Here is a 16,603-nt window from a genome sequence, read left to right as displayed (position 1 = left end):
CATCGACCGGCCGTCGCTCGGCTCGGGATTCAGACATGGCCCCGCTTGCGTCCACCATGCCGTTCGGGGGATGCCGACCGAGAGGGGCCTTCCGGCGGAAGGTATCGCGCATGATTCACGGCCGCCAGATTAGTTCGATAAATATTGAGTAACTGAAACCTTCGACCGCGAACCCCCTTGCCTTGGCGCATCCACATAGAGACACTGATTACACGTGTTAGTTCAGGTCGTCTAGGGGGTACTCCATGAAACTCAACGTTCATGAGCGAGGCAGCGGCGACAAGGTCGCTCTACTGATCCACGGCGGGATGGCAGACCATCGCACGTGGCACGCGGTGGAGGGCCGGCTGGTGGACCGCGGCTACCACGTGATCGCCCCCGATCTACGAGGCCATGGGCTGAGCGGCAGAGGGGCGTACCGTACGGATCTACTGGCGGACGACTTGGTTGAAACCTTGCCGGCGGGAGCGGACATCGCGATCGGGCACTCTCTGGGCGGCCTGTCACTGGCCCTTGCCGCTGAGCGGCTGAAACCGAAGCGCGCCGTCTACAGCGACCCTGGGTTCCGCCTCGGCGGCCTCTCCCCGGAAGCGCTCGACTTCATGCGCGCCATGGTCGAGCAGGCCACGCCGGAGTCGGTCCGGACAGCGAATCCACGCTGGTCCGAGGCGGACACGGCGGCAGAGGTAGCCGGGTTCTCCCTCTTCGACCCGGCGTTCCTGGAGAGCGTTGCCACGTTCGACAGGGCCTACCTGCCTGCAAGCCCCGCCGTCCCCTCGCTGGTGCAGCTTGCCGACCCGAGCCTGACGATCGACTCCTCGACGGCTGAACTGCTGCGCGAGCGCGGGTTCGACATCACTGTCGTGGCCGGCACCGGACACTGTATCCACCGCGACGACCTGGACGGCTTCATAGGGTCGTTGGAAGACTGGCTCTAGCATTGCGCGTCGCGATCCGTGGCGCGATCGCGAGCAATCAGTTACACGTGCTAAGGACAAATGAGCAGGCAGCCAAGTGGATTCGCCCGCTCATTGAGATTGCTCCCCAAGGCCAGTGATCTTCTGTACGTGTTCCAGGCTCGGTGCGGCGAGAACGTCGTGCAGCTTCTGGAACACCTTGCGCGCCTCGACCGCGTTCCAGTCGGCGGGGAGTAGTTCGGAGGGCAGTCCGGGGTCGAGGTAGGGCAACCGGCGCCACTGCGTGAGCATCGGTACGTAGATGCGGAACGCTTCGGTGCTGTCGATGGCACTGCGCCGCGCCATCCGTTTGGCGATGGGGGCATAGGCCTGGGTGAACTCGGCGTACTGCGTCTGGATCGCCGGAAAGTCCCACCAAGAGATGACGTTGGTGCGCAGATCGCTGAATGCGGCGTAGTCAGCGGCGAAGAGATGCACGTACTCGCTGAGTCCGAGACGAGCGAGTGTGCCGCGTGCGTCGGCCAGGAGCCGGCCCGGTGCCAGCCACACGCCCGGAGCGATGTTCCCGAAACCCAGCCAGGTCAGCCGGGTGCGCAGCTGGTAGCGGTAGGAACGCTCGGACTCCGGCACGGAGAAGACGGCCATCGCCCAGCCGTCGTTCAGGTCCGCGGGTTCGAGGCTGCCGAAGATGCGCCGGTCGCCCTCGTCGAAGATGTCATAGACGGCGGGGCTCAGCCGATAGCCGGTGGCTCCCTGCCTCTCGGGCTCCAGGATCCCCTTCTTCTTCAGCCGCGAGATTGCCGAACGCACCGCGGGGCTCTCCACGTCCAGCTCGGACATCAGGGTGATCAGGTGGGCGATGGAGGTCCACCCGCCGAGGCGGCGCAGGAACGCTCCGTAGACCGTGTTGATCAACGAGCTGGGCCGTGTGGGGCTGTCCGACATGATCGCCTTCCGTCGTGTGCGGTCGCGATCTTATCCAGCGGAGCGGGCGATGCTCCGCCTGGGTCCAGATCACGTCGGCGACGGGTACGTACGCGGCGGGCCTGCCCGCTAACGGGCGAGCGGCGCATCCGCATAGGCGCCGGACAGCAGATGACCAGCTCCGGGGGCCACTGCCGGGAGGTCGAGTGCCCGCAGCAGCTGGTGCGCCGTGCAGACCGCCGCCGACACCACGGGCTTGCCCAGAAGCTGCTCAGCTTCCTCGATGGCACCCAGGGAGGGCATCTGTACGCAGGCCGAGAGCACGACGGCGTCGGCGTCGCTGTGGTCCAGGGCGCGAGCGAAGCCGGGCAGCTTGCGCGGGTCGTGGGCAGCGACGTCGAGGTTGTTGGGGATCTCCAGCGCCGTGTAGTCGAGGACTTCGATGCCCTCGTGGGTGAGGTAGTCCACGACGGTCCTGGTGAGCGGACGCATGTACGGGGCGATCAGGGCGACCTTCTTCGCGCCGAGGGTGTGCAGACCCTGGACCAGGGCTCCCGCACTGGTGACGACGGGCGCGGGAGCACCGTTGTCCACGGTCCGGGTGTGCAGGCGCTCCTCGGCGGTGCGGTGGTACCCGAGTCCCATGCTCATGATGGCCACCAGGCAGGCGTAGCCCAGTACGTCGACGTGGGCATCGGAGAGTTCCACGGCGCACCGGTCGGAGTCGGCGTCCATGGCCTTGAGCTGTTCCGGCGTGACATGGGTCATGCGCATGCGGCTGGAGTGGAAGGTGAAGCGTTCCGGCGCGACGGTCTCGCGGGCGCGCAGGATGGCCGGGACTTCGGTTTCCATGGTGACGTTGGAGCTCGGCACGATCTGGCCGATGCGAAAGGTGGATTGCGACACAGGCGGTCCTTCGTACGGGTGGGTGGTGGTCAGCGGGCGTCGACCACGGGGTTGGACAGCGTGCCGATGCCTTCGACGGTGGCTTCGACCGTGTCACCGGGGGTGAGGAACTCCGGCGGGACCATGCCGGCGCCGACGCCGGAAGGAGAGCCTGTGGCGATAACGTCGCCGGGCTCCAGGGTCACGCCCGAGGAGATGTCCGCGATGAGGCGGGCAATGGGGAACAGCATGTGGCGGGTGTTCGACTTCTGCTTGGTCACACCGTTGACGCGCAGGGACAGGTCCAGGCCCATCGGGTCGGGTACGTCGTCCGACGTGACGACCGCCGGGCCGAAGGGGGCGTACGAGTCCTGGCCCTTGGAGAAGAACCACTGGCCGGAGCGGCGCTGGTCGCGAGCGCTGATGTCATTGACGATGCTGTAGCCGAAGACATACGCGAACGCGTCGTCCTCGCTCACCTTGTAGGCGGTGCGTCCGATCACGACGGCGAGTTCGCACTCCCAGTCCAGCTGGGCGGTCAGGTCCGCGTTGTGCAGGATCGGCTGCCCGGGGCCGGTGACGGCGGTCGCGGGCTTGCTGAAGAGGACAGGGCGAGGGGGCAGTTCCTTGTCGGTGTCGAGGCTGCGGCTGGATTCTTCGACGTGCTCAACGTAGTTCAGCCCCACGCCGATGATCTTGCCGGGGCGAAAGGGGGCGCACAGGCACACGTCACTGGTCCGGTGAACGGCCTCGGCCGGCCAGCCCGCGGGGTCGCTGTCCAGCAGGCGCCGTGCGGCGTCCTGGGCGGGGGCGCCGGCCCGGATCAAAGCCAGCAGGTCGAGTGGTAGTTGTGTGCCGGCCCGATCCGCCAGGGTGGTGAGGTCGACGATGTGGTCGTCGTCGACCTGGGCACCGAGGAGGTGCGGTCCGTCGTTGCGGGTGTATGTCACGAGTCGCATCGGTTCTCCTTGTGGGTGGAGCGGGAGGGGTGGGGTGGCCCGAAGCCCAGGTCTCAGCAGCGGGCCACCCCGCTCCGGGGTTGGTACGGGGCGGATTGACCTCCCCCGGCTTGGTGCGGCGCCGTGCCGGTACCGGTGTCAGGGCCGGCGGTTGCGGCACGGCGCCGCGGTTCACGCGGTGGGCTGGCGCCCACCGTTGTCCCCGTATGCCTCTTCGCGGTGGAAGGCGAGCGAGTGCATCACGGGGAAGTCGTTGAAGGAGAAGAGGCAGGCGTCCTCGGACTGGTCGAGGTTCTCGTGTTCGTGCCACGCCCACGACGGGACGCAGAAGATGTCACCTTGCTTCCACTCGAAGCGCCGCCCGGCGATCACCGAGACGCCGTGCCCCTTGGCAGCGGTATAGATGACCGAGCCGGTGTGACGGTGTGCACGGGTGGCCTGACCGGGCCGAAGGAGCTGCATATGAGCGCTCATGGTCGGCATGACCGAGCTGCCGGTGAGGGGGTTGATGTATTCCGCGATCACTCCGTCGTACGGAGATCCCTCGGTGACCTTGGCAAGGTTGCGCAGGGCTTCGTACGTCGGCCCCCACGGGAAGGCGAGCAGCGGCGAGTACGGGCGAGCCCACTTCTCGACTCCGTGGGGCAGCAGGTTCGCACCGTAGGTGAGGACGGAGGAATTGATCGCTTCTCCCGGTACCTGGTGGAGGTCGGGGTGGACCTCGTAGAAGCCTGCGTCCAGTGCGTTGACCAGAGGGATATCGAGGCCGTCCTGCCAGATGACCGGTGCGTCGTCGGACTCGTTCCCGTGCTCGTGCCAGGTGCCGTTGGGTGTGATGGCGAAGTCACCGGGACCCACCCGCAGCTTCTGTCCGTCTACGATCGTCCAGGCGCCCGTGCCCTCATGCACGAACCGCAGGGCGGCGGCCTGATGGCGGTGAGCGGTCATGGCCTCGCCGGGGCCCATGATCTGCAGCCCGGTGTAGAGGAGTCCGGCGGCGGCGCTGACGTCCTTGCGGCCGGGGTTGACGAGCATGACGACACGTCGGCCGGCGTCGTCGGCCTTGACCAGGTCGAGCGCCTTGTGGACCAGGGGCCGCAGTTCGTCGTAGCGCCATAGGACCGGAACGGACTTGGGCTGCGGGTACCACGGTTCGATGTCGTTGGCGACGGTCCACAGCGCACCCGCCTGGAGCTCCGCGAGTTCCCCGTAGTACTTCGTGAGTTCGGGGGTGTCGGACACGCGGGCCCGTCCCAGCATGGTGTCGTCCTGCTCCGAGCTCATGCTTCCTCCGTCTTGATGCCGGTGGTTTCGGTCGGAAGGGGTGCGGTGGTGGGTACCGTGGAGTGCGCTGGATCGGTCGCGAAGGTCACGGGAGTTCGGGGGCGGTTGTCGACGTGGAGCTGGAAGACGTCGAACCGGTTGTAGTGACCGACGATGTCGTGCATCTGTTTGGGCTGGATGCACTTGGACAGGTCGATTTCGGCGTAGACGATGCCCTCGTCGTCGATCAGGGGTTCGGTGACCGGCCGGCCGTCGGGCCCGAAAATCCCGGACAGGGCGCTGCGTGGACGGGCGAGCGTGCGACGTAGCTCCTCGTCGTCGCCCGCGATGGTGTCGATGATCTCCGGAGAGACCGTCGAGCAGGCCACAACGGAGAAGACCTTGCCCTCAAAGCTGTGCGCAGCGGTACGCACCGCGATGGCGTCCGCCATGTCGTAGTCCGCAGGAGCGACCGGCAGAGCGATGTAGCAGGAGGCATGTACCAGTTCGCCCTGTGCCAGCAGTGTGAAGCGAGCGAGGGTGTTGGTGTTCTCACCGCAGGCGAGCACACCGAGCGGGCCGACCGGGGTGGAGTGGACCCGCAGAGAGCTACCGTCTCCCCCGGTCCAGGTCAGCTTCTCGGCCCAGGTGGGTACCAACTTGCGGTGTACACCCAGAAGTTCCCCATCCGGCCCGATGGTCAGGAGTGTGTTGTAGAGGACGCCCAGGCTGTGCGGACCGCGCTCATTGACACCGATCACAAGGACGACGCCGTGCCGGCGGGCTGCCGCGCGCAGTGCGTCCACGTGTGGGCCGGGTACATCGATCGACGAGCGGTAAAGACGCTCGAACCACGGGGAGCCCTGCACCGGGTTCATGGTCCAGTTCCAGTACGGATAACCGGGAACGAAGACCTCGGGAAACACGACGAGTTCGGCGCCGCCGGCAGCGGCCTCGGCAATGAGGCCGATCGCCTTGTCGACGGTCGCGGCAGAGTCCAGATAGACGGGCGCCGCCTGGACTGCCGCAGCGGTGAAGCGGGGCAAATTCTCCATCAGTCCTCCTGATCAGCGAGCCGTCGGAACAGCGGCAGCTTCGATGGGTGCGAGCCAACGCTGGTGCACGGGCGCAGTGGGTTGCCGGAGCAGCTGGAGCCGGGGCGGGATGCGGTCCGTTCGCGCCCCAGGAGGGCGTCCGCTGCCCGCCTTCCAAGAACGCGGCCAAGGAGCCGCCGGGCCCGCGTATCCCTGGGCGGCCGCAGCGTGCAGGGTCCACAGGGGATCGTGCAGCTGGGCGCGGCCGACGGCACACAGGTCGGCCCGGCCGGCCAGAATGATCGAGTTCACATCGTCATACGTCGAGATGGCACCCACCGCGATGGTGGGCACTCCGGTGGCGTTGCGGATCAGGTCCGCGTACGGCGTCTGATAGCTGCGACCGTATCGAGGCCGTTGATGGGCCACGACCTCTCCGGTGGATACGTCCACTGCGTCGGCGCCGGCGTCGGCGACAGCGCGGGCGATGTCGACGGCGTCCGCCTCGGTGGTGCCGCCCTCGGCCCAGTCTGCGGCGGAGACGCGAACGACGAGAGCTTTGCCCGCGGGCCAGACAGTGCGTACCGCGCGTAGCACTTCCAGGGGGAAGCGCAGGCGTCCGGCGAGGCTGCCGCCATAGGAGTCGGTGCGCTGGTTGGTCAGTGGCGAAAGGAACCCGGACATCAAGTGGCCGTGACCGTACTGAAGTTCAAGCGCGTCGAAGCCGGCTTTGTGGGCGCGTTCCGCCGCGGCCACGAAGTCGCGTGTGATGACGTCCATGTCCTGCCGGGTGGCTTCTCGCGGCACCGCACTGTGCTCGTTCCAGGCCAGCGGTGAAGCGGCGAGCAGTGGCCAGGCCCCCTCGTCCAGGGGGACAGTGCTGCCGTCGAGCCGCGGTGTGTGCGTGGCGCCGCGCCGTCCGGCATGGGTGAGTTGGATACCCAGACAGGTTTCTGCCTGACGGTGGACAAAGTCGGTGATTCGCCGCCAGGCCGCTTCCTGCTCGTCGGTGTACAGGCCGGGGCAGCCGGTGGTGGCACGGCCGTCGGGGCTGACGGCCGTCATGCCGGCGAAGACCAGGCCGGATCCGCCCAGAGCCTGGGTGCTGAGGTGGACGAGTTCGAAGTCTCCGGGTACACCGTCGCGCGCGGTGTACAGGGCGGTGGGTGGCACGACAACGCGGTTACGCAGTCGCAGTCCGCCCAGGCAGAACGGGCGCAGCATCGGCGGGGCGTCGGCCTCCCCGGGCAGAGCAACGCCTGAGGTGTCATGTGCAGCATGGCTGCGGCCGACGGCGGCGGTGAACTCCTCGTCGCGGACCCGCAGGTTGTCGCATGTGACGCGGCGGCTGCGGGTCAGCAGGTTGAAGGCGAACTGGTACGGCTGCTGGCCGGTGTAGCGCCCGACGTTCTCGAACCATTCGAGGCTCGCCTGGGCCGCGCGCTGGGTGGATTCGACGACCGGCTTGCGTTCGCTCTCGTACGCGGCGAGCGCGGTAGGGACGTCGGGGTGCTCATGAAGGCAGGCGGCCAGAGCGAGTGAGTCTTCCATCGCCAGCTTGGTGCCGGAACCGATGGAGAAGTGAGCGGTGTGGGCGGCGTCCCCGAGCAGTACGACATTGCCGTGCTGCCACGTCCTGTTGCGCACCGTGGTGAAGCGGATCCACCTGGAGTTGTTGGGGATGAGGCGGTGGCCGTCGAGGTGTTCGGCGAGTATGTCCTCGCACAGCCGGATACTGTCCTCGTCGCTGGTCCCGGCGGGGTGCTCACGGGCGGCGAACGTGTCGAAGCCGGCACGGCGCCAGGACGCTTCGTCGATCTCGACGATGAACGTGGAGCGCGTGTCGTCGTAAGGGTAGGCGTGGACTTGCAGGGTGCCGAAGTCCCGTTCGGCAACGATGAAGTTGAAGGCTTCGAAGACCTTGTCGGTGCCGAGCCACATGTAGCGGCAGTTCCGCTCGTCGAGGTCGGGTCCGAAGGTGTCCGCGTACGTGGCGCGGGTGGCCGACCGCACGCCGTCACCGGCGACGACCAGGTCGTACCGGGCGGAGAGTTCCTCGACCGGGGGGGCCTGCGTGCGGTAGCGAACGTCCACGCCCAGTGCGGCACAGCGTTCCTGAAGGATCTGCAACAGCCGCTTGCGCCCCAGGGCCGCGAAGCCGTGACCTCCCGAGGTGAGCACCTGACCCTTGTAGCGGACGTCGATGTCGCTCCACCGGGCGAAGTCCTCCGACATCGCGTCGAATATCTCGGGGTCGGCCTGCGCGATGCCGTCGAGCGTCTCGTCGGAGAAGACGACACCGAAGCCGAAGGTGTCGTCGGGCGCATTGCGTTCCCAGACGGTGATGTCCCATCGCGGGGAGAGCTGCTTGGCCAGGGCCGCGAAATACAGCCCTCCAGGCCCTCCTCCGATAACTGCTACGCGCACTGCGTCCTCCTTGTGGTTCCGAGCAAACGATATGCCGTCATTTCGACGACCGTCAAGAATGCGCTACATTTCTCACGTGTGGGCCTTGAGTCACGCGAACAGTTCGGCGGCCTGCGGACCCGCCTTGGTGAGGACCTCCCGCACGTCGTCCGGCCAGGGGGTGGCTCCCGTGGCACGGGCGGCAGAGTGGGCGATCACCATGCGCCCGGTGGCGGCCACCTCGGCTCCCTCGCCCCAGACGGTGAAGGCGTAGTGCAGGGAGCTGTTTCCGACCTTGGTGACCAGGATTTCGGTACGCACCATCTCGCCGAACCACAGACGGGCCCGGTAATCGGCCTCGAAGTGGACGCGAGGGGTGCTGCCGAAGAGGTGAGCCAACCCCAGGCCCCGCAGCAGGGCCGCCTCGGCAGCCTCGGCCCAGCGCACCACTGTGGAGTGGTGGTAGTGACCGGCCGCGTCCGTGTCCTGCCACTCCACACGGCTCTCGACGACGGCGCTGGGCAGATTCTCTTCCTGGGCTTCAGCGCATCCGGCTGCACAGCCCTCCGTCGGCAAGCTTTCCTGCTGCGGACTGGGGGTGCTCATGGTGGTGCCTTTCATCCGGCCTTGGGGCGACAACATGGGGGGGGCAGACTGACGTTGTGTCAGCCCAAGGAGGATCTAGTCGGCCCCGGAGCGGGCCCGCTTGCGCAGTTCGCCGCGCTGGAGCTTTTCGTTGCTGGTGCGCGGCAGTTCGCTGACGAACTCGATGGCGCGCGGGTACTTGTAGGGCGCGATCGTCTGTTTGACGTGGTTCTTCAGTTCCGCGGCGGTGGCCTCGTCGGCGACGACGCCGGCCCGGAGGATCACGTACGCCTTGACGAGCATCCCTCGTTTGGTGTCCGGTGCCCCGACGACAGCGCATTCCTCGACGTGGGGATGCGCGGCCAGCGCCTTCTCCACCTCTGGCCCGGCGATGTTGTACCCGGACGAGACGATCATGTCGTCGCTGCGGGCCACGTACCAGAAATAGCCGTCGCTATCACGGATGTAAGTGTCGCCAGTGATGTTCCAGCCGCTTCTGACGTACGTGGTCTGGCGCGGGTCCTCCATGTACCGGCAGCCGGTGGGGCCGGTTACAGCGAGGAGGCCGGGCTGCCCGTCGGAGACGGGCCGACCCTCCTCGTCCACCACACGTGCCCGGTATCCGGGGACAGGTCTCCCTGTGGACCCGGGGCGTATGTCGTGGTCGGCTGCGGAGATGAACACATGCAGCATCTCGGTGGCACCGATGCCGTCGATGATGCGCAGCCCTGTGGCGGCATGGAACTCCTCCCACACCGCCGCCGGCAGTGCCTCACCTGCTGATACGCAGCGACGCAGTCCGGCCAGCCGGTCCACCGCGCCGGCGTCCATGATCGCCCGATAGGCGGTGGGTGCAGTGAAGAGCACGGTGACACCGTGCTCTTCCACCAGATCGGCGAGCCGTTGCGGGGCCGCCTGTTCGATCAACAGGGTCGCCGCGCCCACATGGAGGGGAAAGACGACGAGCCCGCCGAGGCCGAATGTGAAGGCGAGCGGAGGCGTACCGGTGAATATGTCGTCCCGTTGGGGCTTGAGGACGTGGCGGGAGAACGTGTCGGCGTTGGCCAGCACGTCGCGGTGGAAGTGCATGGTCGCCTTCGGCCGGCCAGTTGTTCCCGAGGTGAAGGCAATCAGGGCAACATCGTCGGCCGCAGTGGCGACATTGGAGAACCGCCCATCCTTGGCCGTGCAGCGCGCGGCGAGATCCCCTTCTCCGGTTCCGCCGTAGGCGAGTACGGCGAGGCCGGGAACGCCGGCCGCGGCGAGCTCGTCGAGGTAGCGGTGGTCGCAGACGGCAACGACCGGCCGGCCGATGTCGCAGAGTTCGGAGAGCTCCGTCGCTCGCAGCAGCGGCATGGTGGTGACGGCGACCCCGCCGGCCTTGAGCACACCGAACCAGGCGGCAACCAGCCAGGGGTTGTTGGGGCCGCGCAGCAAGACACGATTGCCGGGGCGGAGCCCGAAGTCGTCGGTGAGCACCTGGGCGACCTGGTTGGCGCGGATCAGCAGTTCACCGTAGCTCCACCGCTCCATGGGAGTCAGCAGGCAGTCACGGTCGGGCCCCCAGCGCTCGACGGCGCCGTCGAGCAGGTACTGGGCCGCGTTGAGCCGGTCCGGGTAGTGCAACTCCGGTAGATCGAAGTGCAGTTCAGGCCAGAGCGGAAAGGGCGGGAGTCGATCACGGCAGAACGAATCCACATGCGCAGACGGGGAGAGCTCCATGGAGCGGCACCTCAATCTCGGGGCAGCAGGGAGAGTGGAGTCAGTATCTCGCCAAAATGGCGGCCGTCAATATTGCGCGACGTACGGATTTGTTAACAGCGCGTTGCGCACCGCCCGACTCAGCCCGCCGGGAGGCACACCCGAACGGCCTTGCCGCACCGACCGGCGACTACGGACACCTCTCCGCCCGCCTCCGCGACCAGAAGCCCGACGATCGCCAGCCCGCGGCCGCCCTCGGCATCCAGATCGACCGGGCCGACACGCGGCAGGGACGGGTCCCCATCGGCGACATCAAGCCGAAGCCGCCCCTCCTCGAAGGCCACGGTCACGCGCAGCCTGTCGGTGACGGACGCGGCATGCCGCACCACATTGGTCACCAGTTCGCTGACGGCCAGCAGCATGACGTCGGAGAGATCGAGAGAGAGCCGCCACCCCTCGAGGACGGCGCGCACCCTCGCCCGCACCAGCGGGACAGTCGCCGCGGTCGGACTGAACGACCAATGAGTGAACGTGCGCCGCCCGGAGGGCGGGCGAGGGACAACCACAGCAGCAGTGAGCATGACGAGCTCCCGAGCAGGAGGGCGACCACAGCCCCGAGATCACTCGCGTAATCAAGTTCACATGGAACTGTTCGCACTGAGCGCGAGAGATGGGGGATGGAGCGTCGCAGAGTTGTTGTTACACGTGTAACATGCTAAGCATCTCCCACGGGACAGCGCAAGCATTTCGGACAAATACCGTGAAGCCGATTGCTTACCAAGGTCTGCAGAGCCACCGAGCCCTCGACCTGACGCACTCGCGCTACCCCATCTCCTGCTTCTCAGCCGATTCGAAAGGGCCGCCATGACGCAATCTGCTCCGGTCGACCTCGACCAGGCATGGCCTCCGCCTCCCTACCGGGCTCCTGAGCCACCCGTCGTAGCCGAGGACGGCGTACGCCGCTTCGAGGCGACCACCTATGCGACCACTCCCGGCTACCGGCCCCGCCTGCTCGACGTCCACGTACCTCCGGGGGACGGTCCGGTTCCGGCGGTCGTCTGGATTCACGGTGGAGGGTGGCTGGACGGCGACCGGCGCTATCCGCCACCGACCATTCCCGTCACCTTGCTCCACGGCTCGATCCTCGGCGCCGGGCTCGCGCTCGTGTGCATCGACTACCGGCACAGCCTTGAGGCCCCCTTCCCGGCCCAGCTCCATGACGTGAAGGCCGCCATCCGCTATGTCCGCCAGTACGCCGGCACCTTCGGCATCGACCCGGAGCGCATCGGAGTCTGGGGAGAGTCGGCAGGTGGGCATCTCGCCGCACTCGCCGGGCTCGTGGGACCCGGCAGCCCGAACGGCCAGGCCCTCGAAGGCAGCGAGGGCGTGCGCGAGGGACACTCCGCAGTCCAGGCGGTCGTGGACTGGTACGGCGTCTCCGAGATCGGCGCCCTGCTCTCGCATCCCATGCCGCCGAATCCGCCCGGCGTCGAGTTCCCGGATCCCTATGCGGCGCTGCTCGGCGGCACTGCCGAGGAGCGGCCGGAACTAGCGCGGATCGCCAGCCCCGTCACGTACGCGGAAGGGACAACTCCGCCGCCGTTCCTGCTGGTTCACGGCACTCAGGACACTCTTGTGCCGTACAGCCAGAGTGAAGCGCTGGCCAAGGCTCTCAAGGCGGTGGACGGCGACGTCACGCTGCAACCGGTGGACGGTGCCGACCACATCTTCCTCGGTGCCCTGGATGTCACGCCGATCGTCACCGACGGTGTCGCTTTCATGGCTCGCCACCTCGGCGCCTGACCGACATCTCCGCCCGTCCGAGGTGGGGGTGGCGGCACCGCTCCGACGCACCCCCGCCTGCCGGATTTGTGTTCCGAGTCCCCCGTTACTCAGATCTGGGCCGCGGGCTTTTCGCGGCCACGAGAGGCTCTCATGTCCCTTGCCCCGGCCGCCCCTGATACTCCGGTGATCGCCACCCGCCGCCGATCCACTCCCGCTCCCCGCGGTGTGCTTCCTTTGGGGATCTTCTGCATTCTCATCACCGCCCTGCTGGCGATCATTGTTCAGGCGGATGCCGCGCAGCCGCCCTTCCAGGAGCTGGACGAGCACTGGCTGGGCTGGATGGGAGGCCCCCACGACGGTGCCTACGCCGCCATGGCCGCCGTTCTGGACTGGTTCGGCGGGCCACTGGGGGTGGTCGTGCCGGTCGGTCTCCTGATCTTCCTGATCATGCGAAAGCGCAGGTGGTCCATCTTCTACCTGCTCGTCACCTACCTGGGCGGCGGCATGCTGGTCGTCCAAGTCATCAAGTATCTGGTGGACCGCCCGCGTCCGGAGAACCCGATGGTCCGGGTCGACCACGGCTCCTTCCCCTCCGGGCACGCTGCCGGGGCAGCCATGCTCGTGGTGATGATCGGCGCCCTCATGGTCCCCGCGGTTCACCGACGCGCGTGGTGGGTCGGGGGTGTCCTGTTCACCATGGCGATGATGTGGAGCCGTACATGGCTGCATGCGCACTGGCTGAGTGACACCGTCGCCGGCGCAGCGGTCGGGGCTGGCACAGCTCTACTGTCGTGGTGGGTGTTCCGGCACAAACTGGCTCTCGAAACTACGACCGGGACGCCGGATGTGGAGAGGGCGTAGCAGCCGGCTCCCGGACCTGATGCCTCAGGAAGTCTGGCGGTGGACCAGCACGGCCTCCAGGCCCGGCACCGGCGGCGCTGTCCCCTTCTCAATCAGATTGTGCAGGGTGTCCGCGATGGATGCCGCCGAAGGCAGGTCCAGTCGAACCGTGGTGAGTGGCGGCTGTTGCAGGGCGGAGAGCACTAGGTCGTCGGACCCGACGATGGCCACGTTGTCCGGGACAGTGATGCCCTCTGCTTGGAGGGCATGCATCAGAAGGGCCGCGTACTCGTCGTTGAAGGCGAAGACCGAGTCCAGGTCCAAGGACACCCAGCGCTTGGCCAGGGACGCAGCGGACTCACGGGTGTAGGCGAGTTCCACCGGTGTCACGGTGGCCATGTGCTGGGCCGCGACGCTTTGGGCACCGGCCAGCCGCGGTCGGGAGAAGGCGTCGAGCCCCCGCTCCTGCGGCATGACCACTCCGATCCTGCTGCGTCCGCGCCGGATGAGGTGTCCCACGGCGGCCGCGCCGATTTCGGCGTGATCGAAGTCCACGGTGTGGATCCCTTCCATCGGGCGAGACGCGAAGGCGAGGAGTCCACGGACGCCGGCGCGTCGCAGGATGTCGGCCGCTTGGGTCGTGAGCGCGTCGCCGTCCAGTGCGAGTACCGCCGCGGGCCGCAGTTCGGCCCAGGAGCGGGCAGCGCTGGTCGCGTCAGGGAAGCGGCCGGCGTGCAGCACGGTCGTGTATCCGTGCCGATCCAGCTCGCTGTGCAGATCGTCCACCCAGTCGCTGACGAGGCGGCCGATCGCAGAGATCGACGCGGGCATCAGGACCAGGTTGCTTCGCCCGGCGCGCAGCGAACGGGCGGCCGCGTGCGGCACGTAGCCGAGGTCTTTGGCCGCGGACAGCACTCGCGCCCTGGTGCTCTCGCTGACTCGATGCCCTTGAGTGTCGTTGAGTACGAAGGAGACGGTGGCGCGGGACACCCCGGCCAGACGCGCTACGTCCGCGCTGGTGATCGAGGCTTGGGCGGGTGTGTCTTTGGCCATGACGCCCTTCTTCGCTCCTCTCGGTCCGGCTGACCGCTTCCTTCCCAGGTTACACGCGTTACTGCACGAGTCGGCGCCGACAGTGCTGGTCAGGCCACGACAAGGCGCCGCTCCCCGCCCGCCCGGCGGAGTCCTCTTGAGCCGCTTCTTGAGCCGCATCCGAGCCCTACCGAGTCGTACCTCAGGAGCCCGCATCACCACCGGGCTGAAGCCCGGTGCACTGCGATTAGTCCCGGTAGCAGCTCCAGCACGCGTGCCTTCATGCCCGCCCCGTCGACTGCTACTCACACATCGAGGGTGGCAGCTGCCACGAAGGCAGCTGCCACCCTCCTGATCAGAGCTCGGATCAGCCCAGTCGCAGGCCGTGGCCGTAGGCGAAGAGCGGTTCCGTAGAGTCGTTGGGTACGTCCTCGCGACTGGACTCGACACTCCGCATCGAGCTGGGCAGTTCGAACGGCAGGCGCCCTTCAGCCACTGAGCGACCGAAGAGGACATTCAGCAGCGCGATGTCCGAGGCACCGTAATTGGCCACGAGCGCCGCCGCGTGCTCGGCGATCTCCGGTATGACCGCGGGACGGTCCAGGAAGATGTCCACGACCGTGGGGACGGCCGCGGCGACGTCGAGCACCGGACGGAGTTCCTCCGCGGTGAAGTCGAGGCGCCCTGCCCGGAAGAAGGACTCAAAACCTGTGGTACGGCCCTTGTCGTAGGGGGCGGCGATGCGCAGGATCGCCACGTCGGCTTCCTCAGGCGTCGCAACGACGGTCGCGTACCGCGCGGCGACATCCGCGTCGACCCCTGCGACGTAGAGGCGGACATCGTCGGCGAGAGGCAGCTGGGACGCCGTGGCCCCATTCGGCCGGTCCTTGAGCACGGTGATGGAGCGGCTCTGTGCGTCAAGTCCCGCCTCGGTGAACCCGGCGCTTCCGCAGACTTCGGCAGCTGTGTCGGGATCCGCATACGGATTGTCGAAGAGGCCGAGGACGAACTTTTCCCGCAGCAGGCGTGCCACTGAGGCGTCGACCCTCTCGGACGTCACCCGGCCGGTGCGGAGCAGCTCCAGGACCAGATCGGGGGCCGCCTCGCCGCCGAGCTGGTCGGCTCCGGCGTCGAGGATGCGTTTCACCCGGGTCAGGCGGTCCAGGTGCTCGGCTCCCCAGGCGCGGGCGGGGAAGGGCGCTCCGAAGATCTCACTGTCGGTCACCAGGCCCCAGTCGGTGCAGACGATGCCGTCGAAGCCGTACTTTTCACGCAGCAGGCCAGTGATGATGCCCTTGTTGAAGCCGAACCCGATCTCCTCGTGGTGCGTTCCGATCGGCATGGCGTAGTACGGCATGATCTGCGAGGTTCCGGCCGCGAAGGCGGCTTCGAAGGGGATCAGGTGATAGTCGAAGTTATCGCCGGGATAGACCTGTTCGCGGCCGTAGGCGAAGTGGGCGTCCTCGCCGTCCATCTGGGGGCCGGCGCCGGGGAAGTGCTTGGTCATCGCGGCGACGCTGTCGGCGCCGAGAGTCTGGCCCTGGAGGCCGCGGATGTACGCGGCGACCAGGCGGGCGCTCACCTCCGCGTCCGAGCCGAAGGTGCCCAGGACGCGCGGCCAGCGGGGTTCGGTGGCGAGGTCGGCCATGGGTCCCAGGGCCAGCCGGATGCCGACTGCGAGGTACTCGCGGCGAACGATGTCGGCATGCTGGAGGACGACGTCCTCGTCACCGATGGCAGCGAGGCCCGGCGGCTCCGGCCACAGCGAGAAACCTTCGGTGTGCACGCTAGCGGCCGGGTTGTCCACGAAGCCGTTCCTGGGATCGGTGGAGATCGTCACCGGAATGCCCAGGCGTGTCGTCGCGGCCAGGTCCTGAAGCCGGTTGTTCCACTCGGCCATGAGTCTCGGGGCTGCCGCGCCGAACAGGTTGAAGTGGTTCATGAGTTTGCCAGTCACCATGCCAGAGGTGGATACGCGCATGGGGTCATCGACGGGAGCGCCGGGTTCCGGCTCCACCAGGGTGCCGTCGGCGTTGATGGTGACCATGGTCTGGAACAGCAGGCCCGCCTTCTCCTGCGGCGTCATGCGCTGAAGGAGGTCTGCGACGCGCTCGGCGACCGGGAGGTGAGGGTCCTCGTAAGGCTCCATGACGCCATTGCCGTTCAGGTCTCGAAAGGCGGTGCCGTCCGGGGCGGTGAGCGTTCGCGGCCGAACGGCCGGGGTCTGTGACATGGGGTTACCTGTTCCGTTTCATGGCGCGTCGGCCCTTGT

At 67.5% G+C, this 16,603-nt stretch carries 14 protein-coding genes; 3 read left to right on the top strand and 11 right to left on the bottom strand.

Features of this window, described 5'->3' with window-relative positions; genetic code table 11:
- Window positions 1-245: 245 nt before the first annotated feature.
- Window positions 246-938, top strand: coding sequence for an alpha/beta fold hydrolase (locus ABCR94_RS11965; RefSeq protein ID WP_347119236.1), 693 nt, complete (start codon window positions 246-248; stop codon window positions 936-938).
- 90 nt (window positions 939-1,028) lie between these two features.
- Here the strand turns inward: ABCR94_RS11965 and ABCR94_RS11960 are convergent, their stop codons facing one another.
- The 9 genes from ABCR94_RS11960 to ABCR94_RS11920 form a co-directional block, all read right to left on the bottom strand.
- Complete coding sequence (locus ABCR94_RS11960) at window positions 1,029-1,862, bottom strand: PaaX family transcriptional regulator (protein WP_347119235.1); 834 nt, start codon at window positions 1,860-1,862, stop codon at window positions 1,029-1,031.
- 108 nt (window positions 1,863-1,970) lie between these two features.
- Complete coding sequence (locus ABCR94_RS11955) at window positions 1,971-2,693, bottom strand: maleate cis-trans isomerase family protein (protein ID WP_521976945.1); 723 nt, start codon at window positions 2,691-2,693, stop codon at window positions 1,971-1,973.
- A gap of 83 nt (window positions 2,694-2,776) precedes the next feature.
- Window positions 2,777-3,685, bottom strand: a complete 909-nt coding sequence (locus tag ABCR94_RS11950) for a fumarylacetoacetate hydrolase family protein (protein WP_347119233.1) — start codon at window positions 3,683-3,685, stop codon at window positions 2,777-2,779.
- Between the two features lie 171 nt (window positions 3,686-3,856).
- Window positions 3,857-4,969, bottom strand: a complete 1,113-nt coding sequence (locus ABCR94_RS11945) for a cupin domain-containing protein (protein WP_347119232.1) — start codon at window positions 4,967-4,969, stop codon at window positions 3,857-3,859.
- Entirely contained in the window at window positions 4,966-6,003 is a 1,038-nt protein-coding gene (locus ABCR94_RS11940) for a carbon-nitrogen hydrolase family protein (RefSeq protein WP_347119231.1), read from the bottom strand. Before ABCR94_RS11940 ends, ABCR94_RS11945 begins: the two co-directional genes overlap by 4 nt.
- 12 nt (window positions 6,004-6,015) lie before the next feature.
- Window positions 6,016-8,409, bottom strand: a complete 2,394-nt coding sequence (locus ABCR94_RS11935) for a bifunctional salicylyl-CoA 5-hydroxylase/oxidoreductase (RefSeq protein WP_347119230.1) — start codon at window positions 8,407-8,409, stop codon at window positions 6,016-6,018.
- Between the two features lie 90 nt (window positions 8,410-8,499).
- A complete protein-coding gene (locus ABCR94_RS11930) occupies window positions 8,500-8,994 on the bottom strand; it encodes an acyl-CoA thioesterase (RefSeq protein ID WP_347119229.1) in 495 nt (164 codons plus the stop codon).
- A 75-nt stretch (window positions 8,995-9,069) separates the two neighbouring features.
- Entirely contained in the window at window positions 9,070-10,695 is a 1,626-nt protein-coding gene (locus ABCR94_RS11925) for an AMP-binding protein (protein ID WP_347119228.1), read from the bottom strand.
- Between the two features lie 119 nt (window positions 10,696-10,814).
- Entirely contained in the window at window positions 10,815-11,255 is a 441-nt protein-coding gene (locus tag ABCR94_RS11920) for an ATP-binding protein (protein WP_347119227.1), read from the bottom strand.
- A gap of 283 nt (window positions 11,256-11,538) precedes the next feature.
- Between ABCR94_RS11920 and ABCR94_RS11915 the strand changes: the two genes are divergently transcribed.
- Window positions 11,539-12,477, top strand: coding sequence for an alpha/beta hydrolase fold domain-containing protein (locus ABCR94_RS11915; protein ID WP_347119226.1), 939 nt, complete (start codon window positions 11,539-11,541; stop codon window positions 12,475-12,477).
- A gap of 132 nt (window positions 12,478-12,609) precedes the next feature.
- On the top strand, window positions 12,610-13,320 hold the full coding sequence (locus ABCR94_RS11910; protein WP_347119225.1) for a phosphatase PAP2 family protein: 711 nt from the start codon (window positions 12,610-12,612) through the stop codon (window positions 13,318-13,320).
- Between the two features lie 24 nt (window positions 13,321-13,344).
- Here ABCR94_RS11910 and ABCR94_RS11905 read toward each other — a convergent pair whose 3' ends face one another.
- Together ABCR94_RS11905 and ABCR94_RS11900 are read right to left on the bottom strand one after the other, a co-directional pair.
- Complete coding sequence (locus ABCR94_RS11905; protein WP_347119224.1) at window positions 13,345-14,352, bottom strand: LacI family DNA-binding transcriptional regulator; 1,008 nt, start codon at window positions 14,350-14,352, stop codon at window positions 13,345-13,347.
- Window positions 14,353-14,698: 346 nt separating this feature from the next.
- Window positions 14,699-16,564 carry a glycoside hydrolase family 3 protein gene (locus ABCR94_RS11900; protein WP_347119223.1) on the bottom strand — a complete coding sequence of 622 codons (1,866 nt, stop codon included), beginning with the start codon at window positions 16,562-16,564 and terminating at the stop codon, window positions 14,699-14,701.
- Window positions 16,565-16,603: the final 39 nt, after the last annotated feature.

It is taken from the genome of Streptomyces changchenzhani (genome assembly GCF_039766235.1).
In the GTDB taxonomy this organism is placed as follows: Bacteria; Actinomycetota; Actinomycetes; order Streptomycetales; family Streptomycetaceae; genus Streptomyces.
The sequence above is the reverse complement of the archived record's forward strand: the minus strand, read 5'-3'. Positions and strand labels throughout refer to the sequence as shown.